We start from the raw sequence: 21,739 nt of genomic DNA on the forward strand, positions 1-21,739 counted from the left end.
CTGCACCAACCTGGGAAGCCACATCCGGATAAGAAAGCGCCTCCGTCACGTTGCTGGCAGTCTTCTCGCAGATTAGCTGAATCGCCCGCAACGCCCCATCAGCTTGGCCAGGGGCCGCAGAGAGCCCGATCTCAGCCTGCGAGGCGATTGCCCGCAATGCGGACGCATACTCATCAGTAGCTATTAGGGGCACCATCAATCACTCCCCCCTTCAGGCTGCTCCAGCAACCCGATCAACCGCTTCATGATCCACTCTTGCTCGTCTGGAGTGAAATCCCACGCGTGACTTCTGACCTTCTCCTTGATGCCGTCCCGGATCCGCTGCAGATTAAACGCCCTCGTCCAATCTGGATTTTCCAGCTCCTTCCGCTGGGCATACCCGACCAGCTGCTGCGCGAGGTCGAGCGCGTTTTCATACGCCTGTTGGTGCTCCTCGTCCGGCACAAGCGCAGAGTAGCTCCCGTCCTCCAGCTTCCGCGCTGCAAACTTTGGGGCGGCCCCGCCCAAACCGCTCGCCATTGTCCTGCGGGGAAAATCTGCTGGCGGTGCTGGCATGGTCGTGCTCCTCGTGTGCATGAGCGCGTACAGTAGACGATCGCAAGGGTCGGCGAAATCCGGGGTTGTCCTCGTGTAGTTCAATACGCCAAATTGTCAACAAGCAGAGCCGCCCAGCGCCCGAATGGAAGGGTGCGGTGCATCACGCCACAGCGGTCGCGTGGCATGACCGCGCAGCTGTGAGCAACTCCAACGCGACACCCAATCTACCGTCCACGGTCCACCGGCGAAACGCGAATTTGGCGGCACTGAGCAGCTTTCGATCTGTGGTGACTCTATTCCAGGGGGTTCCACTTGAAATCTTGAACAACACCAGATCAAGTATCCGACGACACGAGTGCCTGCCTGACTGTCTGCCACGCGGATCTTCAGCGAAAAAACCAGGCTCAAGCTGCTCCCACTCCACATCCGATACCTCATATCTGCCATCCGGCCTTACCGGAATAGTTAGCCCCTTCACAGAAGCTACTTCCTTCCGACCAAGATCCACGCCCGCGTGAAAAAGGTACCGCTCCTGCGCCCCTGTGAGGCTATCCTCGGCTGGAACGATCACTTGGCTCAATGCCGCCCGAGTGACGAAGATATCCCCTCCTCGGCGTACGCCATGCAGAACAACCCTGGTTTGCCCTACCGACAAGTTCATCCCCAGAGTTCCTTCCAGGGCATTACGGTACACGCTCCAAGCCATCTTCCTTGCGGAGAGCGAGAGCTGGCACCACAGAATCGCTCGTTCCCAGTGAATATTGCGATGCGGGCCGAGGTACCTGGCTTGACCGGGCACGTGGTCCAAAACAACTGTGGGAGGATCCTGGCCATAATCCACGAAGGAGAGCATATCCAGGCTGGCAGGCCGGAAGATTGCAGGCAACACACAATAGTGCGGTTTGAAGAACGCCCGCATGAGAGCCAGCGCCGGAACGTGGGCGGTCAATGTCGGGCTCACATCGAAGGTGAAAACCTGGTGTCGGGACTCCGAAGAGATCTTCGCAAAACCCAGTCCAGCCAGATAAGCCTCGGGCGGCTCCACGCGCCATGACGCGAAATCTCCCTCGTAAACGTACCTCCCCACTTTCGCAGGTTTCGGTACGCCCCATTGGGTAGCTTGCTCGATCGGGATGACGCGGCGCACACCCGAATCAGTCACGATCTCGATCTCTCGGGGGCTCTCTGCGGTGGCTCCCAACGCCCAGGTCTGTTCCATGATTTCGCTCTCCAGTAGTGGCTGGAGAGGTATAGGGAGAACAGTGTGGTGGCGCGGAGCATTTTCGTGAAAACCGCTTGCCAGCGGCCTCGCAGCCCGTGCCAGGGGAAGGCACGGGAACGCAGCCTTTCATTTTCGAAAGGTTTTTGAGAAGATCTTCAGTCAGGGCGACCGGTGCAGTTCGTGAGACGGGCTCCAAGGAAATCACGCGCATGCCCGCTCTTCCTCTGGCTCGGGCCCAGAGAGCACCCCCACGCGATGAGCACACCCACCGCGATCAGCTCACATCACCCCCCGGCCTGGCGCCTCAAACCACCCTCAATCGCGCACGCCTGCTGCACCGCCTCCGGGTGAGCCAGCACGTCCTCCACAGTGGAAACCGCCTTCTCGCAGACCACCTGAATCGCACGCAGCGATGCTTCGGCATGGCCGGAGGAACCTGCAGCGAGACCCAGCTGTGCGTGGATGGAGACAGCGCGCAGTGCCGCTTCATATTCATCGAGAGCAACGAGCAGGGGCATAGAGGCGTTTCACGGTAGTTGGATGGGCCTCAGTATGCCCGGGCCGCGCAGTGCACACCACGTGGGGTGGGACAAAAATGCGTCACGAGAAGAAGTAAATGCAGCTCGGTCAGGGCTAGGCTCTATACAAAAACAGACCCTTTTCCAGGACCGAACTAACAATGCAAACACGTCGCCCCGTTACTTCCCGCATCGCCGCAAGTGCACTCGCCTGCGCAGGAGCCCTCTGCGCGCTGAGCGCACAAACTGCGGAGCTTTCCTACTTTGCGGTTGTACCCGTTTCCGGGGTGGGCACTGTCGGGCAGCTTCGCCCGGTGAAGATGGCACTCGCTGGAGCCACGCCTCCGGCCGCCACGATCGGGGTGCCCTACGAATTCAACCTAGGGGCACTCCTCTCGCTGGATGGCCCAGAGGGCACGACGCCCGACAAGGTGAGCTGGAGCGTCGTTTCAGGAGAGTTGCCGGCAGGGCTGGGGCTCACGGCGGACAGAATTTCCGGCGTGCCCTTGGAGGTGGCTGCGCCCGGTATGGTGACCTTCCGCGCAGAGTATCAGGGCGGCTACCGGGACGTGGGGGCGATCCAGGGGTATGAGTTCGAGGTACACCCCGCAGGAATTGCCGACTTCGGTGGCTATCGCGCTTGGGCGGATGGCACGTTTGCACAGAGCTGCAACGAATACCGAATGCCGAAGGACGGAGCACATGCCTACGAAGGTGCCACTGGAGACGGCGTGTATCGGCTCGCCCCCAATGGACTCACGCCTTTTGATGCTCGCTGTGACATGACCACAGACGGAGGCGGCTGGACGGTGTTTCAGCGCCGTGTCACCCAAGCACTCGACTTCTACCGCGGCCACAACGAATACGTGGCTGGCTTCGGAAGTCCCACAAACGAATACTGGCTGGGACTGGAACGTGTGCGCGCGATGACGGCCAGCGCCAAGGTGCTGCGGATCGATATGGCCAACAAAGTCGGGGAAAGCAGGTACGCAGCCTATTCGAGCTTCTCATTGGGAGTTGCCCCAGACTACGTTCTCAACGTCCGGGGCTTTTCAGGATCGGCCGATGACGGATTGAGCTACCACAATGGCATGGGTTTCACTACGTACGACTACGATGTGGACGCACGGTCGGATAACTGCGCGACTCTAGTTCATGGCGCATGGTGGTACAACAAATGCTACCAATCCAACCTCAACGGCTCCTACGTCCCCTACGGCAGCCTGGCTTACGGGATCGCTTGGGGAGCTTGGACAGGCCTCAATGATGCATCGCTCCAAAAAACGGAGATGAAGTTCAGATAACCAATGCTGGATGTAGCGTAACCACCACACAGCCCACAAATCATCCAGTCGAACTCTTCCGCACATGCCTGCGCTTCTTTGGGCGCCCGCCCGTTTTGTGCCACGACAGCTCAGATGCTCTGAAGTCTTTCATCCAGGCCACAAGACGGGGCATGTGCTTTTGCAGCCCCCACAGAGAATTACGGGTTCCCAACCTCTCAGAGAGATCGCGCAGCCTCACCCTGCCGCCAACCGCCTCACACTCGGCCCGTAGCTCCTCGAGCCGGCGCAACACTTCATCCTCCCGGGAGGCCCAGTCGTAGGGCCGATGCGGCCGCGAGAACAGGTCCGGCACCGGCTTTGACGCTGCAACAACGCCTTCAAGAAAAACATTGAAAAGGACATGCCGCAGCGGCGAAAAGCTGCGATCTCCATTGCGAATTATCTTCGTCGGCCAACGCTGCGCGCGACCTAAAGGATCAAAATCCAATCCGAGCGACCCCAGGAACTGCCCGCCGTAAAATGCCCGGAGATCCGCAGCAATCAGGCCGCCAGCCAGCATTTTCGGGTCGTACCCAAAGCCCAGCTCAGCAGCACGCTCACGGTAATAAACCTTCCACTCTCGATTGGGGAGTTTGCCAGCGAGCGCCCGATACGAGAAACGTGCAATGCGCGTGCCGATGCGTTTGGACACCAGTACCGGCATCTCCCGCGAACTCACTACCTCATTGGGTAGCACCATTCTGCGGGGCTGAGAGACGCGCAGATCACTCACAAGCAGGGGCTTATCATGCCGCAAGCAAATAGCCACCCCCGGCAGCTGATGCACCCGGTGCCAGTAGGCCGCCCCATACTGAGCGGTGTCCACCAAGATGCAGCCCTGGCAGAACTGCAGGAAGGGTGCGAACCTTGTGGAGCTCTGGGCAAGAGCTGCCGGCGAAGAACCTCCCGACACATCAGCCAAAAGCCGGCGCAGAGCTTGCTCCCGCATGTCGGCAGACATGAAGGAAACCGCATAAGGCAGGAGCGTGTGCCCGAACAGAAGCTCCTTGAGGCTCATCCCAAAAGCGTGGGCAATACCGTGCTCGCGCGTCATGAGCACGGGCATCGTGCCCCTCCCCCCAAACAGCATTGTCATGACTCGAGCATTGGGCAGCCCCAGATCGCGAACAGCTCGCACCAGCATGCTGCCCAGCAGTTCATCCGGAAAGGGCTTTAGCAGATGCATTTTCAGCAGATGCATCGCCAGCTACAGTGGCAAAATTGCCTCCAATTCCGGGGCCATGCCAAATTCAGTGAGCTTCTGAAGCACGGGGACGCCCTCCGCCTGAGCATGCGCAATCGCTCGCCGGTAATCCAGCGGTCGTCCGTCGTATCGATCAGCAAGTTCCGGAGGCTGAACCCGTCCACTCTTTCTCTTGGCCCGGGCAGGCTTCGGTGTGGTGAGCTGCGCCACCGCCTTTTGCACACCCTGGGCAAGCGACGCTTCGGGGTTCGCTTCGGCCACATCCGTTGCAACGTCAAGCGCCTGGTCGGCATCGAAGCCCATGGCAGTGAGCCCCCCGGCAAGGCGTGGCGTGAACGTCGCATCTGCTGCCTTTACTGTAAACAGAGGGGACGCCATCATCGCGAGCTTTCGCTTCGCCTTGCCCAGGTGCTGGGCAAGATTCACCGGGGCAATATCGTCATAGGCGCACAGGGCCTCCACATCTCCATTCCTCAGTGCGCTCACCATGGGGTGCATGAGCTGGAACTCTTCATCGAAGACCTGGCCCAGAAGCTCCGGAGTAAGCCGCTCAGAGCCATCCATCATGGCCCGTGCCTGTGCGGAGGCAAAAAGCTTTATTGCGAGGTCAATCACGCCTTGACTTGCGTCGTACATCACATGGGCCAGATGCGGATCAAGCGGCACCGGGTTTCGCACCCACTGGAACCTCCACAGCGCGTCCAGGAACGCGTCCCACTCAGTACGCAGGCCGGCGTTACCCGGGTGAAGTCGATCCCACACAGAAAGACCATGGCCGCTGCTGCGCCGGGCCTGGCGAAAATCCGCATCGAGAACCTTGGCTGCCTTGTTGGTTCCGATGAAGAGAATCGGCACCCGGAGGTCGTTGCATGCCGAGACGAGCTCTGTCATGACCGTCTGGCCGCCCTTTTTGGCATTGGCCAGGTTCTGCACCTCATCGCATATGAGGAGCCCCACGCAATGCAGATGCATCACCCGGGCAACACCGCGCATCAGGGTATCTGCCCCAGATCTTCCGTTACGCGCGTACTGATCGAAATAGCCTGCCTCAGGAATAAGCTGGTCGACCTGGTGCAGAACTCCGTTGGCCAACCCCTTGATAGAGGAGCCATCCGAGGGCATCTCCACATGAAGAAACGGTATCTGATAAAGATTGGACTGCGGGTGGTAAATGACCCTCGGCAGATGCGCACACCATCGCTGCACGGCGGTGGTCTTTCCCATGCCAGAGATGCCGACCAGCGCCGTGGAGAGCTGGGGCGTACGGGTGTCGGTGCTCTGGGCGAAGGTGCGCCCGGCCATCTGGTTTGCGTAGATCTTTTGCGAGATCGCTGTGTGTTCCGGTGTCCGCGGCGCTCGCCCGACGTACCCCGCACGCATCATCGAATCAAGGCAGCGGGCAAGCTCGACGTGGCTGCGCAAGGGCACCATGAAGTTTTGCAACGTCTCTAGCATGGTGATCCGCTCATGCGTCTCCCACTCGCGCTGCTCTGGCTTGAAATCCGGAGACAGGCTCAGCGCTTTGATGAGCTCAGCATCGCTCATGGAAGGCGGCAGGGCTTCGATCAGCGGGTTGCCGACGAATTGCGGCAGGCGCTGTGAGGTGTATTGCGCCTCTACGGCATAGGTATTTTGCATGAAGTAGTCCCCAGTTGATCATTCCCACATTCGCCGATGCTCAGCCTCAAGAAGAGCCTCCAAGTGATCCTGAGGCGGGCCTCCACTCTGCTCACGTCCCTTCTCTTGGCCCGGGCCAGGGGAAAGCGCAGATGGTGGTGCGCCATAAGCCATACCCTGCTGAGGCTGAATGAGTGCAACGGAGGCGGGCGGCTTGGCCCCATTGATCGCTGCGAGCAGCTTGCGCTCCCCCGTCCTTTCAAGGGTACGCGCCTGCACCGTATCGGCCCGCCGAGCACTTCTAGATTTTTTGCGCCCAGAGCTCTTTAGGCGCGCCTTGGCAGCGGCAACGACATCTCGGGTGGCATCTCGAAAATCGATGCTATTTGCAAGTCGCGACTGCTCGGTATTGCGGAGCACCTCCGCGCGAAGTGCCTCAAAATATGCCACCTCTCCAAAGGAGTAGCCTCTGTATTCACGGCTACGCTCGGTGAGGCTCGCGATCATCGGTGGACCAGCCTTCTCATCAGGCTGGTGGACATACAACTGGTCCACCAGGCGCGGATCGTAGGATACGCGAACCCGGAAGCGTTTTTTTCGCGCGCGCTCGAACCACGAGCCACTGATTGCCTCTGGGCAGCTGTAGCAGCTGCCCTCAAACTCGATCCCGCGCTCGGTGACAACCGCATCCTTTTCAGGCAGGAGGGCGAATCGTACGGTCGGTTCGTCGTATCGGGTGAGCAACCCCGCGCGTGTGCGAATTCCGTGTTCCCAAAGCGCGATGGGAGACGGAGACACGCCGTCCATCAGTTCCTGGTTTGAGAGCGCGTAGCCTGGCATCTCGCGCCGGTTGTGCGCAATGATCGCTTCCAGGACGATCTTGCCAAAATCCTGGATGGTCAGGCAGGCGTCGCGCTCGTAATGCTTGCCCCGCCGGCGTGTTGCATTCGAAGGTGGGTCGTAGGCGGGCGTGACCGGACGGATTTGGCAGTGAAACTGCCGGAAGCCGCACTCCACGGTTGATTTCCAGTCAGGACGCTGCGCCGGGGGATTGGTGACTGTAATCTCCAACCCCTCAGCCACTTTAGTGCTCATCTGCGAGATCATCTCGCCTCGGTCGCCCACGAACTCCTGTGGGAAAACCCTGTCAGCGGGCCAGTCCGCCGGATCGTATTTGACGCCATAGCGCTCACACAGCAGGCTTTTATCCTCCGTGATCGAAAGAATCGCCTGGCGCGCACCAGTCCAGCTTGCGTTTTCCAGGCCGAAATAGAAGCCCACAATCAGGTCCGATTTACGATCCGTGATGAGGTACAAGGTGGGCTTGCCGATGATTTTCTGCACATCGCCGCTCGCAACAAGGTACACGTCGGCAATCGTGGCATCGATCTCGTAGTAGTGGCCGACGCCCTGACAATCCGCAAGATACGACCCCAACACCCTGCGATGTTCACGCTCATAATCCTTGTCGCCCTCCCTGGCTCGGATTCGAACCTCAATGCCATAGTGCTGCAGCAGAAATCGTCGGAACTGCCTGATGGTCGGGCGCTCGCCCGGGGCAAGTAAGCAGCGCTGCCCATTCCCATCAACGAAGCGGTAATGGTCAGAACTGAGCACAGTGAACGCATCCACTATGGTTTTGCGCGCATCCGCCAAATACTCCTGCTTGATGACCCGGTGAAAGATCTCCGCATCCCTGCTTGTCAGCTGATAGGTTGTGCCGCTCTTGGGTTTTCTGCCCCGGCCAGCAGTGATAGCCACGCAGTTTGCATCGGCACCGGCGCCCGGCCTGCCGCTATGGTCAAAGTCGGGCATCAAGGCATGCTTGGTCTGCCCGCGCTGCCAGTATCGGCGCAAGGCCTTGTAGATCGTGGTTGGTGAGCAGCCAAGCTGAGCGGCGCGCGCCGAGATCAGCAACTTGCGGGATGTCGGCTCAAAGAGTGCGAGATCATCTGCCTCAACGAGGGGCGAGATCCGCTCCCAGGCAGCATCGCAGTATTTTGTCTGAGCCGGCGTGGGCTTTCTGGGTGCAGCCACCGGCGCTGGCTCGACCGGCAGATCCCGAATCTCTGAATAAGGCAGCCACACTGGCCAGGCAAGAGCCTCATCAAGGCTGATCACGCAGGCGGTGTCGGCCAGCGCGTTTACATGCAGCAGTCGGACCCGTGTGCCCTCAATGAGGAAGACGTCGTTCTTAAAAAGCACCCGAGCCTCCCACCACGCGCAAGCCCCCAGCACGCCCAGTCACGATGAAAGCAGCAACCGGCTCACGCGAGAGATCCTGTGAGGAAAGATCCGGCATGAGCGAGCGCTCGGCCATGAGCATTCTTGCAACCCGCAGCCCAGTACCGACTTCAACGCCGTGGCGCGCATCAAAATTCGCGCAGTAGACGTTCAAGGGGGCGCCAAGCAGCGCATCGGATACATCCGAAAGCTCCGCATTCATCTGCGCGGCCAGGTCTGCGAAATAACCCGGGTGAGGTTCTGGCTCCTCCGGCTTTAGCAGCGCGCCTCGGATCCAACTGATGTTCTTTACTTTCTGCTTGGGGATCCGTGAATGGTAGACGAGTTGGTGGGCCACACCATTCTCCTCAAAGCACGCACGTTGGATCTCGAGTTTTTCAAGCGACCTTGCGTCCTCGGCCTCTTCATCGCGCTTTGCATTTAGAGCGAGGGGCCGTCTTTCCCCATCCACGGTGACTGTCAGCAGGAAATCCACCGTCATGACGGTGGGGACGGTCGTGCCTGGGTACACCGGATGGCCGATCCGCAGCCTCTGGGCAATTGTCTGAGTAAGGTCCCTCGAAAGTGGGAACTGCTCGCGGATATCCACCACGTTTTGTGCCCACTCGCAGGCGAGGAATAAGTCGTGTTCCACGTCCGAGAAGAGATGGTGGACCCGACCCGTCTTTGGGCTCCACACCCGGCGCGAGCGCCCTTGGCTCGACAAGTCCGCCACCTGGAGCCAAGGCTTGTAGTCCGCGCCACTTCCCTGGCCACGCCCCTGCGCCTGCATCCGCTCAATTTTCTTCTCAGTCCACACCATACGCGCCATCTCGACCTCGCCAAAAGCTGCCCTGAGGGCATCTGATGGCGTATAAAAAGCAAAATATGCAATTTTGAAAAACCTTTCGAAAATGAAAGGCTCTCCTTTCCGCGTACACTGAGAAAAAACTTTCTCTCCAGAAAAACCGTCCCTTCCTATGTCCTCGCCTCCCGATGATGAGCAGGCGCTTTTGAGCCGCGCTGTCCTTCGCGAAGAAGTCGTGCTCTTCACGAAGAAGCTGATCGTGCGCGAGATGAAGGCGCAAAAACTTACCTACCAGGCGCTGGCGGACAGGCTGGCGCCCTACGGCATCCATGATTCGGCACCGGTGCTCACCACAAAAATTTTTAGGGGTACGTTCTCGGCAACGTTCCTTATCACCTGCCTGAAGGCGTTGGACGTACGATGGATTGACCTGGGACGGTTGGATCCTACGGTAAAGGGTCGGGAACTGAGGCGGCGGCGAGAGGACGCTGAAAAGGCGACGCGCCAGCACTACCAGCAAAAGGCGCAGAGAGAGAAACGCGAGCAGAAAGCTATGCGCAGAAGAGCGAAGCTCGCAAAGATGCGTGCCACACGCACAGGCTGAGGCCTTCCGGCCAGCCCTATTCCGACTCCCCTCCATCAGCACCTCCCAGGACGGTACCCCCTCATAAATAGGGGGTCCGAGCCAAACAGAGGGTGGCCGTGAACGCTGGAGGTGGCGTTGCCGGGCGCCGTCCACATGGGGGCGGTAGCCGAAAAATGGAGGCTACACGAACAAGATGGCGGCAGGAATGGGGGTTTGTGCTCGTGTAGGTCAATAAGGTGGGATTGTCAACGTCTACGGCAGTACTGGATGGGAGCGGAAAGAAAGATCAGGGATTTCACTGGACTTGAGGGTGGTGCCAGCAAATTAACGTTTGCTAGTGTTATAAGTTGTTACCCAATCAACGGACGCTGAATCCTCGACAAGGAAGAGTCGTGTGCATCCGCCAGCTAGAGAACCACAAGGCCTGATATGTCTTTCGAGAATCTTTCCATTGGACGCATCATTATTCATGAAGTCTTCAAACGTGATGAGGATCGTGTAGAGAAAACCCCCTCCTATGGAGAAGGACGCCTGGAACTACCCCCAGAAGCCCGAACTGCGCTCCAGAAGCGGATTACAGAAGCTCTTGGGGCCTCCTCCCACGGGTTGGAGATGGCGATCTCTGACGTCGGCCTCGAAAGCGCCTGGGCTATGGGCAAAGGTGTGATCGCCTCCCAGGGAAATGATGTCTCATTTGTTACTTATTCTCAAAGAATTGCCGCAAAGCTTGCTGCGGCACAATTCAGTCGTTCGATACCCGGTGGTATCGTAGTAGTCATTGATGGGCTGTGTGGCAACCCGGCACGCTCCTTCATGTGCATCATCAAGGCGGAGTCCTGCGGCGGATTCACCAAAAAACAAGAAGGGCAGCAGCTCACGTTGCAGTACCTAAACGAACTCATACTTACGCCACAGTCGAAGCTGTACAAAATTGGCGCATTCCTGCGTATCGATCCAGACGCTGCAACAGAGGAAGCCCCGATTGCAGGATGGAAAGCTTACATCTTCGACGATCAAATCACACGGGGAAGTAGAGCCACAGCCGCACAGTATTTTTACGAACGCTTCCTAGGGCTCAAATTCCCCTCGAACAGCGCTTTTCAAACGAAGCAGTTTTTCTCACTGACACGAGATTTCATCCGCAATGCGGAGGTTACCCCCGAAAAGAAAGTGGAACTACTAAACGCGCTCAGCACCTATCTGAAGGCCGATCAAACCACAACGGTTCGAGCCGCAACCTTCGCTGAGTCCTATTTCGAGGGCCCAGATATAAAGGATGCCTATACCGCTCACATGCGTAATAGTGGGTTCCCCGAAAACGCTGTCCACAAAGACATCTCAGAAGTTGGGGGGCAACTCAAAGTCCGCAAGATTATCTTTTCAAAGGACATCAAATTCACCGCACCTGCGGATGGATTTTCTGACATGGTAAAGATTGAGACCATCGACGGCGAGGCAGGAGAGGATGGCACACCAACAAGATGGACCCGCATTACAGTGAAGGATCATATTCGGAACCAAGAATGAACGAAAGCGATGTCCGCACGCTATGGGAGCAGGAAAAGCGCCTCTATGAAGCGTGGGGCAATTTTGTTCGTGAAAAAATCAATGAGGTGCTGACACAAGCTGTCGCGCCGGTGGATCTCGCCTATTTTTTGAAAATCCCGGCAACCCCCAGGATAAAAACCGTAGGAAGCCTTATCGACAAGGCGCTACACCGCGGAAAAAAATACAAGGATCCGTACCGCGACATCACAGACAAGGTCGGCATACGATATGTAGTACTGCTTGTGAGCCAGATAGAAACTGTATGTGAGGCTATAAGGCGAGAGGACTATCAGAGTTTCTGGACGTTTTCGAAGGACAAAGACTTTGAAGCGGAGCGAGAGGCACGCCCGCTGGAGTTTGTATATCAGTCGGTTCACTATGTTCTAACATCCAAGCCGGGACTAACATTCGAAGGGATTACCCTTCCTGCAGGCCTAGCCTGTGAAGTCCAAATTCGTACCCTTTTGCAGCACGCCCACAGCGAACTCACACACGATACCCTGTATAAGCCGAAGGCAGCAGCAAGACCCGCAGTGCACCGCACTGTGGCTAAGAGCATGGCTCTGATTGAAGCAACTGACGAGTTCTTCGAAGAAGCTATGCAAAAACTACGCGCAGAAGGCAAGGCGCAAAACCAAGTACTAGAAATTCTGAGCGCCATCTATAAACGCGGGGTTGGTGGAGAGCCGGGACGCGAGCCATCCAATGCACTCATCACCGATGCTCTCACAGAAATCTTACCTACTGATCTTCAGCAAAAAATCGACGCATTCTATGCCGAAAAGGGCTACATTTTCGACAGGATCCGGAAACATCGGGAGACTTCCCATCTCTTCAGTCAACCGGCAATCCTACTGGCATACTTTCTGGCGGAGTGCACTCCTGCCAGACTGAAGGCCGCTTGGCCCTTAGAAAGCACAGAGCTTGAGACGGCTTTCAGCGATCTTGGCAGGAGTTACGATGAATAGCTGAAAAATGTAGAGCAATTATCTCCCCCAGAGATAGAGTGTTGCTGGCTGCCAGGCGCCTTTGTTGTTTGCCATAGTATCGGTACCGTATCGAGAACCGTAACCGCCAAGCCCTCCGCAAGAATCATGGGATCCCGGCGGAGAGGCCGCTGATCCTTCATCTGACGACCATCCCCAGCGTGCAGCACATATCGCATACCGAGGGTCCCCTATCATTTCTGCAAAGTTAAATCCAAAACGTGCTGATGTAATCTTCGCTCCGTTTGGGTAGTAATAAGTATGGATGAACCATTGTGGGGCGGATGGTGCCCAAGTCCCAACAGGATCGGTATACTCCAGGCGCGCGGTATCGCTAAACGCCATCATGCCAGTTGTAGAGACTCCATTCGCTCGAAATTTCTTGCCAGCTTCGTTGGCAGCCTGGAGCCTGAACCCGGCCACCGGCAGCGCGGCAAAAGCAGCTGAAACGAAGTTTCCATCTGCCATCGAGCGGCCGTGAGCCTCATCATTGAGCACGGTGCCATTCTCCCAGTAGGTGGTGTCCCCCTGCAGAGTTGCGCCATCTCCCTTGGCTTGCTTCATAAGCAGCGTCCAGCCGCCAGAGTCTGTTGTCTGATCACAGTAGACGTCCATAGCGGTTTCGGCAAGAGAGATCCGATACACACCGTCTCCCACAGCCCCCCGATAGGGATACGATTCACTACCAGAACGGATATACCCTTCGCAGCTCTGTGCGTAACTGCCGTCTGCCCATGCGCGATAGCCGCCAAAGTCAACAATCGGAGCCTCAGGAACGGCGAACGAGTAGCTCGCAATCGTGCCCGCAGTGCTGTATCCGGAAGCGTATTCCGCCTGGATCACCACCTGACGCACGGCCACCAACTCCGTCGGCGTACCCACCACCTCATTGCCCACAAGCTCCAAACCCGCAGGGAGCTCCCCCGAGACCACGCTCCAGGTCACCTTCCCCGGCTCGGTGCCTTCCGGCCCGTCGAGTGAGAGCAGCACACCCAAATCAAATTCGTACGGCACTCCCACCGTCGCCGGGGGCGGTACCGCTCCAGCAAGAGCCATCTTCACGGGGCGTTCGGCTTGCGAGGCGTTTGCGCCTTGCAACGGCAGCACCGCGAAATAGGAGGAAGCTTGCGTAGGGGCGGCGGTCAGAGCGGCAGCGCAGGCAAGGCCTGTCGCCGCAAGGCGGAAGATGTGGTGGGAGAGTTTGAGCATCACGAGAAAGGGCTCCAAAAATGGGCTATTTCTCGTATAGCGATTGGGAGATGCTGGAGTTGCACGCCTTTTCCTGGCCCGGGGTCCTTGGTGCTTTGGTCTGCAGATACCCCTCCTCTGTGTATGGACATTCAGCCCCCGCAGCGAGCCTTACCTCCAGTATCATGTAACAGGCTTGTGAGGAGGCTGAACGCCCCTCGCAACAAGCACATCTGCTGACGCATGACCTGAGGTATTCCATTGTCTGTCGACCTTCACGACCTTTCCCGGCGCTTATTCGCTACGGCAAACCAACTCTGGACAAACACAGAGTTACGGCCGGATCAATACGCCCAGCCGGTGTTGGCATTGATTGCCCTTCGGCAAATGGAAGCCAGATTTAATGTTGTCGATGCGGAGCTTCCTCGTGGTGGCCGACTGGGTAATCCGACCCCTCCCGACTACCATGCGAAAGGTGCGATTTTTCTTCCACCACATGCTCGCTTTTCTTATCTGATCGGCCTGCCTGAGACGGAGAACCTGGCGGAAGCGCTGAACAAGGCGATGCAGGCAATCACTGAGCACAACCCTGATCTGGCGGGAGTCCTACCTCAAGGTTACGGGACTTTGCCCAACTCAGTGCTGCGCGAACTTCTACGGCTACTGCAACCCTTGGAGATTGATGGCGATGCGTACGGGTTGATCTTTGAGTACTTCATGGGAGAGTTCGCTTCCGCCTTCATGCAGAAAGGTGGCGAATACTTCACCCCCAGCTCCATCGTGAGGCTCATCGTTGAGGTAATAGAGCCCTTCTACGGCCGCATCTTTGATCCTGCCTGCGGCTCCGGAGGTATGTTCGTGCACTCGGCTGAGTTCGTGAAACGACATAACGAAAACCCCGCCAGAGCCATCAGCATCTACGGTGTAGAAAAGATGGCTGACACGCAAAAGCTGTGCCGGCTTAACCTCGCCGTTCACGGGCTTTGGGGCGATATTCGCGTTGCCAGTAGCTATTACGAGGATCCCCACCAGATGGTGAGGAAGTTCGACTTTGTCATGGCCAACCCTCCGTTCAACCAGAAGGAGGTGGATACCACCCGCCTGATGAACGACGCAGGACGCGTGGATGCTCGTTTTTCACTGGGGGTGCCGAGTGTTAACAATGCGAACTACCTTTGGATTGGCTTGTTCAATGCGGCGCTCAATGAGACGGGCCGTGCCGGTTTCGTAATGGCCAACTCAGCCTCGGATGCAGGTAACTCCGAACGAGAAATGCGCAGGAAATTGGTAGAAAGCGGAGCCGTTGACGTCATCATCTCCACCTCGCCCAATATGTTCTTCACCGTCACTCTTCCTGTGACTCTGTGGTTCCTGGACAAGGGCAAAAAAGGGAGCGCCCGCGAGGACCAGGTTCTCTTTATTGACGCTCGCCATATTTTCCGCCAAGTCACACGAGCCCATCGAGATTTGACCCCTGAGCAGATCGAATTTCTCGGTAATATCGTTCGGCTGTGGCGAGGCGACACCGTTGAATCGGGGGCTGGTAGTGTTAAGGATATGGAGGTGCATTTCGGCGATGGGATCTATAAAGACATTGCTGGCTTGTGCAAAGCAGTTGGCCGTGCCGATATTGCTGAACAAGATTGGAGCCTGAACCCGGGCCGATATGTGGGTATTGCCGCTGGGGAACGGCCTGACGAAGAAGATTTTCGCGAACGGCTAGAGGCGTTGCAAGAGGAGCTAGAAGGGCTGAATGCCGAAGCCGAACGGTTGCAGAGTTTGATCGCAGCAAGTGTTGCTGAGGTGCTGGCAGGATGAAAGCCTGGGAGACTGTAGAGCTTGGGCAACTTGCGGAGTTCCGAAATGGTCTGAACTATTCAGCTGCCAATGCCGGATCGGGACTTGCTGTGGTTGGCGTTTCTAACTTTCAACAGAACTCATTTGTTAATTTTGCGTCTCTTGACGAGCTAGATCCATCGGCGCTCTCTACCCCAACTGCTCTCATTCATAAGGATGACATCCTATTCGTCCGCTCCAATGGCAATCGTGAGTTAATTGGGCGTTCTCTGTTTGTGCTCCGTGAGCCACCAAAACCGACTTCACATTCAGGATTCACCATAAGGCTCCGCTTCACAGACGAAAGAGCTTACCCAAGGTTCTTCGCATATGTACTGCGTGGAGGTGTGGTTCGCCAACAGTTGTCTAACCAGGGCGGTGGCACCAACATCAACAATCTAAATCAAGGAATTCTGGCTCGATTAAGGGTTCCGATTCCTCCATTAGAAACCCAACACAGAATTTCTAGGATTTTAGAGTTTTATGACAATCTGATCGAGGTCAATCAACGCAGAATTGCCGTGCTAGAAGAAATGGCTCGCGGGCTATTCTCTGAATGGTTCACCCATCTGCGTTTTCCTGGTTACGAGGAGGTTCCTATTAAGGAGGCTCCTGATGGAAGGTTACCGAAGGGGTGGGCGTACGTTAGATTGGGGAGTATTGCCTCACTTAACTCAGCGTCTTTAAAGCCCGCAACTGCACCAACTAAGATCGGATATATTGACATTGCATCTGTCTCGCCGGGCCGAATCGATGCTATCAACTGGATGGCGTTTTCGGACGCACCAGGGCGAGCGCGTCGAAAAGTTCAAGATGGCAGTATTTTGTGGTCAAACGTACGCCCAAATAGGCGCTCATTCGCGCTGGTGCTTAACCCAATATCGAATGTTATCGCCTCTACGGGATTTACTGTTCTGGATTCTCATGAAATTTCATTTGCATACCTCTATCATTGGGTTACGTCCGATGACTTCGTGGGCTATCTCGTTGGAAACGCTCAAGGTGCAGCATATCCAGCAGTAACCGGTGCAACATTTGAACGTGCAATGGTGCTGTTACCTACAAAGAGCCTCGTGGATCGTTATACCGTAGTTGTTGAGCCAATGCTTAGACTGATTGACCAGATACAAAAGGCCAATGTAAAGCTTGCTGCCTCCCGAGACCTACTTCTCCCCCGCCTAATATCTGGCCAGCTTTCCGTCGATCAGGCTGAAAAGGAATTGGAGATTATTTGATATGAATTCCCTGTCTCTCTCCAGTGAGTTTTCCGAAGACGGTGCGGTAGAGCAACCCGCGCTGGCGCTGTTCCAGCAATTAGGCTGGCAGCATATCAATTTGATGGAAGAAAAACTGGGGCAAGACAGCTTCACCGGCCGCACTAGCTTCCAGCAAACCTGGCTCCCTGCTCGGCTACGGTCGGCTCTCACCAAGCTCAACCCGGATTTGCCTGTTGATGCCTTGCAACTCGCAGAAGAGGTCCTCACCCAGGATCGATCCTCCCTGGCGCCTATAGCAGCCAACCGCGAGCTTTATTACTTACTGCGAAACGGCGTGCGGGTAGAGGTGAAGCGTCCAGAGGACGGTAAAAACGAAACAGTCACTGTGCAGGTAATCGACTGGAAGGACGCAAGCGCCAACGAGTTCCTAGCCGCTAGCCAGGTTTGGATCACAGGGGTGCTGCACAAACGGCGACCAGACACCATTGGGTTCGTCAACGGCATACCGCTATTGCTGGCCGAGTGGAAGGCGCTTTCCAAACCGGTCTACAACGCTTACGACCAAAATCTCCGCGACTATCGCGACACCATCCCCCAGCTATTCCCATTTAACGGCTTTGTGATCCTCTCGAATGGCCATGAGTCATTGATGGGTGGCTCTCATACGGATTTCGAGTTCTTTGCCCCCTGGAAACGCCTTGATGAGGACGGGCCGGAAGACCCAAGCCTCCAGACGATGCTTCAAGCCACATGCGAGCCGGTGCAATTTCTGGACCTGCTTGAGAACTTCGTATTGTTCGACGAAACCAAGAATGGCCTCCGCAAGATCATTGGCAAATACCATCAAGTACTAGGGGTTAACCGTGCCATGGCGGCAGTGGACCACGTCAGGCAGAACAAAGGCCGCTTGGGGGTGTTTTGGCATACCCAGGGTTCAGGAAAGTCCCTTTCGATGGTGATGTTTGCCGAGAAAGTGCTGCGCCGCGTAGGAGGGAATTACACGTTCGTGGTCGTGACTGACCGCACCGAGCTGGATGACCAGATTGCGGGCCAATTTGCCTCTGTTAGCGCTCTGACCAAGGACACGCAACAAGTCCAAGCCAATAGCCGGACACATCTGCGAGAATTGCTGGCTGGTAACGAGCGCTACGTCTTTACACTGATCCAGAAGTTCTCGACGGCTGACCGAGAGCCCATGCCGGTGCTTTCCGAGCGTTCTGACATCATCGTGATCACCGATGAAGCGCACCGAAGCCAATACGATCAGTTGGCCGCTAACATGCGTGCAGCGCTGCCCAACGCAGCCTTCATGGGCTTCACTGGGACGCCACTGATTCAAGGGGAGGACAGCCGTACCCGAGAGGTGTTCGGTGACTATGTGTCCATCTACGATTTTGCCCAATCTGTGCGAGATGGGGCAACGGTTCCGCTTTACTACGAGTCCAGAAAACCCGAGCTTCAGCTTAATTCGGAGGAACTCAAAGAAGAGTTGGGTGAGTTGCTAGACAACGTAGAACTGAGCGAAGAGCAGGAAAAAGCACTTCAGCGTCAATTCGGCCGGCAATATACGCTCATTACCAACCCAGATCGTCTCGATAAGGTAGCTGATGATGTAGCCCAGCATTTTGCAATGCGTGGCTATCGAGGCAAAGCGATGTTCGTCGCCATCGATAAGGCAACGGCAGTTGCCATGTATAACCGCGTCAAAGCAGCTATCAATAGACAAATTGAGGCCGACGAACGGGCTCTCAAGACTGCGCATGAAGCGGAGGGTGCTGCCATTGCTGACAGGCTACTATGGCTTCGAGAGCTCGATATGGCTGTGGTCGTGAGCCAAGGTCAAAATGAAATCGACGACCTCAAGCATAAAGGGCTCAATATCCTGCCGCACCGAGAGCGGATGCAGAAAGAGAACCTAGAGGAAAAATTTAAGGACAAAGACGACCCCTTAAGGATTGTTTTCGTCTGCGCAATGTGGATCACTGGCTTCGATGTACCTAGCATCGGTACTGTCTACCTAGATAAGCCGATGAAGAACCATACGCTCATGCAAACCATCGCGCGCGCTAATCGCAACGCGCCAGGCAAGACAAGTGGGGTGATTGTTGATTACGTCGGCGTGTTCAACAATCTGCAAAAAGCCCTAGCCATTTACGCGGGTAGCGGGAATAGCACAGATGGGGATAAAGGCCCCATCAAAGATAAGGAAGACCTTGTTAAAGCACTAGAAACTGCGCTCGAACAGGCAAAAGATTTTACGCAGCCTCTAGGTGTCAATGCCAGTGCCATCATGAACGCAGACGCAGTTTCCCGCTTGGTGTTGATTGCCAAAGCCGTGGAAATACTGGTTGCACCTGATGATCTACGTAGGGAGTTTATCCAGCTTGCGGGAGCCGTAACGAAAGCATATAAGGCGCTGCTACCAGATGAGCGAGCAGCCCCCTACCTCAAATCGGTCGCAGTCTTCCACATGTTGGCGGATGCAGTCCGAGCTAAGCTTGGTCCCATTGATATTTCCGCCATTGAAGCGAAGATTGCTGAGCTGCTGGACGAAAAGCTGGAGGGCGTAGCCATTCTCACTCCTATTATCGAGGGAGCCGGCGCAGAAGGTCGAGTCGATCTTTCAGGTATTGACTTCGAAAAGTTGGCCAGCTTATTCAAGACAAGTCCTAGGGTCGCTGCAGAGCGAGCAAGGGAAGAAGCAGAAAGGAAGGTCAGGGACATGGCGGAAGCCAATCCGACCCGAATCAATCTTGTTGAAAAGCTAGAAAAGCTGGTTGCCGAGTACAACGCAGGCTCTATTGACGCAGAAAAATTCTTCGATGCGCTCAAGGAGTTCGTCTCCGGACTATCCGAGGAAGAACAGCGAGGCGCTCGAGAAGGTCTGACAGAAGAGGAACTGGCTATATTTGACCTCTTGACCACCCCGGAGCCTAAGCTCAATAAGGCTGAAGAAGCGGAGGTAAAACGGGTAGCTAGGGCATTACTAGATAAGCTTCACGCCCTAGTGGATGGCGTGGATTGGTTACGCGGCCAGGAAACCCGGGGCGCTGTATGGTCGGAAATTCGCTTGAGATTGAACGAATTACCGCAGGAGCCCTATCCAGACGCGCTCTGGAACGCAAAGGTCAACGAGGTATGGAGTTTCGTAACACGGCGCTATGCAGACGGCAGTATGAGGCTGAATTAACTGTCCAAGATAGCTTAAAAACCATTCCCGTCACAATCGGTGGACTGGGTCACTTGATCAAACTTGAATAACTTACCGCATTTCGATTGCATCAACCCCAAGCTTCTGCTTCAGTGCCACCTCTTGTTCAGCAAGCCATGTTTTCGCTTTCTCCTTGCCGCCCTTGACCCCGGATTTTCGCATTGCAACCCCGGCACATCTGTAGCGATTGACCTTATCATTGATGAGGAAACAGAGCAAAAGGGGATCATTACCAAATAGCCTTTCCTCTAGATCAAGCAGCTGAGTACTCGATCTGATCACATGGTCATACTGACCCAGCCGACTTGCCAAAGCATTAACTTCATCGGCTTTTGGTTTTTCTCCAAGATGATCAGCTTCTTCGTGAGCACGCTCAACATCACTCATCACTGCATAGATAGACGAAAACAGCGAATGCCGCAAAAGGTCTAAACCAGCGAGCGCCCCGAGTCTCTGCTGAAAGTCACTTCGCTCACGCTTTGTTCGACCCTCGTCATCCGTGTACTCTCTATACCTAACCGCTGTCACAGTCACTACTGGTTGGCCCCGTTGAGCCATATCCTGAAGTATGCGCACAGTTGCTGTACCCATCTCGTCGGCAAACTCACTGACCCGACCTTCCAAAGCCTTCAACTGAGATCTCAGCTGCCCAATCCGCCCGAGCCGCATAGGTTTTTCTTGGACTTGAAGGAATATCGCAGACAAACGCTCCCGACGGCGCTTTTCATTGTTGTACTGGCTTCTATCAGCAATCAGGCGGGAATCTGCACCAAACTTGTCTTCAGCGCAATGGTTCCCAATTATTGTCACTGAGCCGTCTGACAACTCAGCGACCCAGCCTCGTTTGTGGGGCTCACGGCATAGCTTGCCAGGCTGCTTCTCGTAGCAACACCGTACTTCCTCGTTAAAGTTGTAATCGCCAATCAGGCGCTTGTAATTGACCTGATTGATCGGATTTTCTTCCGTGAAGGTAGGAAGCTCCCAAATTTCCTCGGGACTGGTGAACGTCTGAATTTCTATGAACGGAGTAGCCATACTCGGATGTCCAAAGCAAGCGCAATGCGTTGTGAACATTGTACTGTACAAATGCACAGTATCTAGCATTCACATATATCGCCACATGGGCATCCCGTCCTCCCCTCCCAATGTGAGGCGCCCGGAAAGTTACCGTTTCCGATTCGACTGAGAAACGACACTCCCAGCCAGAGTCTTCGTCCCGGCAGCCGAGCGGGAACTTGCCAAAGCGTGCGAGGCTTTCGGCTCCATCCTCGCGCCAGTCTGAGCTGTTGTGCCCGACTGTCTCAATGCTGAGCCGGCTAGCGACTTCTGCCGTGCACTGGATGAAGGGCTGCTCAGCGTTTTAGCAGCAGTGGATGCCACGCGATGCGATGTTTGCTTAGTGTTAGCCATTTGTTGGCTCCATAGACCCCAGGCGGGAAAGGAATGGCCGTTACCGCTGGGGCGAGATACGCGGCCATTCTGTCAATGTTACATCTAAATTTCTACATGTTGTGCTTGATTTAATTAAAAACCACAATATGTAGTGCTCACGCCACGAGGGTATGCCCTAAAAGGGCTGCGATGGAGAGGCTTTGCCGAAGTGGCAGGCGGCCCGAGCCAGAGAAAAGGTCGATGACTCTTCATAGCTGCCTGGGGGCCGAAAGCCGGAACAGAACTTTAATGTCACTGCCGATTTCGGGAACAGAACTTATT

Annotated in this window: 16 protein-coding genes; 7 read left to right on the forward strand and 9 right to left on the reverse strand. The window is 55.9% G+C overall.

Annotated elements, in window-relative coordinates; translation table 11 throughout:
• Nucleotides 1-195 precede the first annotated feature (195 nt).
• From ABS761_RS12270 to ABS761_RS12280, 3 genes are all read right to left on the reverse strand, one after another.
• Entirely contained in the window at nucleotides 196-555 is a 360-nt protein-coding gene (locus ABS761_RS12270) for a hypothetical protein (RefSeq protein ID WP_350408617.1), read from the reverse strand.
• A gap of 142 nt (nucleotides 556-697) precedes the next feature.
• Complete coding sequence (locus ABS761_RS12275) at nucleotides 698-1,756, reverse strand: hypothetical protein (protein WP_350408618.1); 1,059 nt, start codon at nucleotides 1,754-1,756, stop codon at nucleotides 698-700.
• 287 nt (nucleotides 1,757-2,043) lie between these two features.
• Nucleotides 2,044-2,277: a hypothetical protein gene (locus tag ABS761_RS12280; protein ID WP_350408619.1), complete on the reverse strand. Its 234-nt coding sequence runs from the start codon at nucleotides 2,275-2,277 to the stop codon at nucleotides 2,044-2,046.
• 161 nt (nucleotides 2,278-2,438) lie between these two features.
• On the opposite strand from ABS761_RS12280, the gene ABS761_RS12285 reads away from it, so the two are divergent.
• Nucleotides 2,439-3,581: a fibrinogen-related protein gene (locus ABS761_RS12285; RefSeq protein WP_350408620.1), complete on the forward strand. Its 1,143-nt coding sequence runs from the start codon at nucleotides 2,439-2,441 to the stop codon at nucleotides 3,579-3,581.
• Nucleotides 3,582-3,621: 40 nt separating this feature from the next.
• Here ABS761_RS12285 and ABS761_RS12290 read toward each other — a convergent pair whose 3' ends face one another.
• Genes ABS761_RS12290 through ABS761_RS12305 form a run of 4 tightly spaced genes read right to left on the reverse strand, consistent with a single transcriptional unit; the run spans nucleotide 3,622 to nucleotide 9,478 of the window.
• On the reverse strand, nucleotides 3,622-4,803 hold the full coding sequence (locus ABS761_RS12290; protein WP_350408621.1) for a TnsD family Tn7-like transposition protein: 1,182 nt from the start codon (nucleotides 4,801-4,803) through the stop codon (nucleotides 3,622-3,624).
• A gap of 6 nt (nucleotides 4,804-4,809) precedes the next feature.
• The gene (locus ABS761_RS12295) at nucleotides 4,810-6,444 is read right to left on the reverse strand and encodes a TniB family NTP-binding protein (protein ID WP_350408622.1); all 1,635 of its coding nucleotides are present in this window, start codon (nucleotides 6,442-6,444) and stop codon (nucleotides 4,810-4,812) included.
• An 18-nt stretch (nucleotides 6,445-6,462) separates the two neighbouring features.
• Nucleotides 6,463-8,628, reverse strand: coding sequence for a TnsB C-terminal domain-containing protein (locus tag ABS761_RS12300; protein WP_350408623.1), 2,166 nt, complete (start codon nucleotides 8,626-8,628; stop codon nucleotides 6,463-6,465).
• The gene (locus tag ABS761_RS12305) at nucleotides 8,618-9,478 is read right to left on the reverse strand and encodes a TnsA endonuclease N-terminal domain-containing protein (protein WP_350408624.1); all 861 of its coding nucleotides are present in this window, start codon (nucleotides 9,476-9,478) and stop codon (nucleotides 8,618-8,620) included. The genes ABS761_RS12300 and ABS761_RS12305 overlap by 11 nt, the downstream gene beginning before the upstream one ends.
• A 148-nt stretch (nucleotides 9,479-9,626) precedes the next feature.
• Between ABS761_RS12305 and ABS761_RS12310 the strand changes: the two genes are divergently transcribed.
• From ABS761_RS12310 to ABS761_RS12320, 3 genes are all read left to right on the forward strand, one after another.
• A complete protein-coding gene (locus ABS761_RS12310) occupies nucleotides 9,627-10,058 on the forward strand; it encodes a DUF6471 domain-containing protein (protein ID WP_350408625.1) in 432 nt (143 codons plus the stop codon).
• Between the two features lie 411 nt (nucleotides 10,059-10,469).
• Nucleotides 10,470-11,567, forward strand: a complete 1,098-nt coding sequence (locus ABS761_RS12315) for a nucleoid-associated protein (protein ID WP_350408626.1) — start codon at nucleotides 10,470-10,472, stop codon at nucleotides 11,565-11,567.
• Nucleotides 11,564-12,556 carry a GTP pyrophosphokinase gene (locus tag ABS761_RS12320; RefSeq protein WP_350408627.1) on the forward strand — a complete coding sequence of 331 codons (993 nt, stop codon included), beginning with the start codon at nucleotides 11,564-11,566 and terminating at the stop codon, nucleotides 12,554-12,556. The genes ABS761_RS12315 and ABS761_RS12320 overlap by 4 nt, the downstream gene beginning before the upstream one ends.
• Nucleotides 12,557-12,574: 18 nt before the next feature.
• Here the strand turns inward: ABS761_RS12320 and ABS761_RS12325 are convergent, their stop codons facing one another.
• A complete protein-coding gene (locus ABS761_RS12325) occupies nucleotides 12,575-13,783 on the reverse strand; it encodes a fibrinogen-like YCDxxxxGGGW domain-containing protein (protein WP_350408700.1) in 1,209 nt (402 codons plus the stop codon).
• A gap of 240 nt (nucleotides 13,784-14,023) precedes the next feature.
• Here ABS761_RS12325 and ABS761_RS12330 point away from each other — a divergent pair, with 240 nt between their 5' ends.
• Genes ABS761_RS12330 through ABS761_RS12340 form a run of 3 tightly spaced genes read left to right on the forward strand, consistent with a single transcriptional unit; the run spans nucleotide 14,024 to nucleotide 20,005 of the window.
• Entirely contained in the window at nucleotides 14,024-15,580 is a 1,557-nt protein-coding gene (locus ABS761_RS12330; protein ID WP_350408628.1) for a type I restriction-modification system subunit M, read from the forward strand.
• Nucleotides 15,577-16,833: a restriction endonuclease subunit S gene (locus ABS761_RS12335; RefSeq protein ID WP_350408629.1), complete on the forward strand. Its 1,257-nt coding sequence runs from the start codon at nucleotides 15,577-15,579 to the stop codon at nucleotides 16,831-16,833. The genes ABS761_RS12330 and ABS761_RS12335 overlap by 4 nt, the downstream gene beginning before the upstream one ends.
• A 1-nt stretch (nucleotide 16,834) precedes the next feature.
• Nucleotides 16,835-20,005 carry a type I restriction endonuclease subunit R gene (locus tag ABS761_RS12340; protein ID WP_350408630.1) on the forward strand — a complete coding sequence of 1,057 codons (3,171 nt, stop codon included), beginning with the start codon at nucleotides 16,835-16,837 and terminating at the stop codon, nucleotides 20,003-20,005.
• Nucleotides 20,006-20,077: 72 nt separating this feature from the next.
• On the opposite strand, the gene ABS761_RS12345 is transcribed toward ABS761_RS12340, so the two are convergent.
• The gene (locus ABS761_RS12345) at nucleotides 20,078-21,061 is read right to left on the reverse strand and encodes a hypothetical protein (protein ID WP_350408631.1); all 984 of its coding nucleotides are present in this window, start codon (nucleotides 21,059-21,061) and stop codon (nucleotides 20,078-20,080) included.
• Nucleotides 21,062-21,739: the final 678 nt, after the last annotated feature.

The organism is Castellaniella sp. GW247-6E4 (assembly GCF_040276065.1).
In the GTDB taxonomy this organism is placed as follows: domain Bacteria; phylum Pseudomonadota; class Gammaproteobacteria; order Burkholderiales; family Burkholderiaceae_B; genus Castellaniella.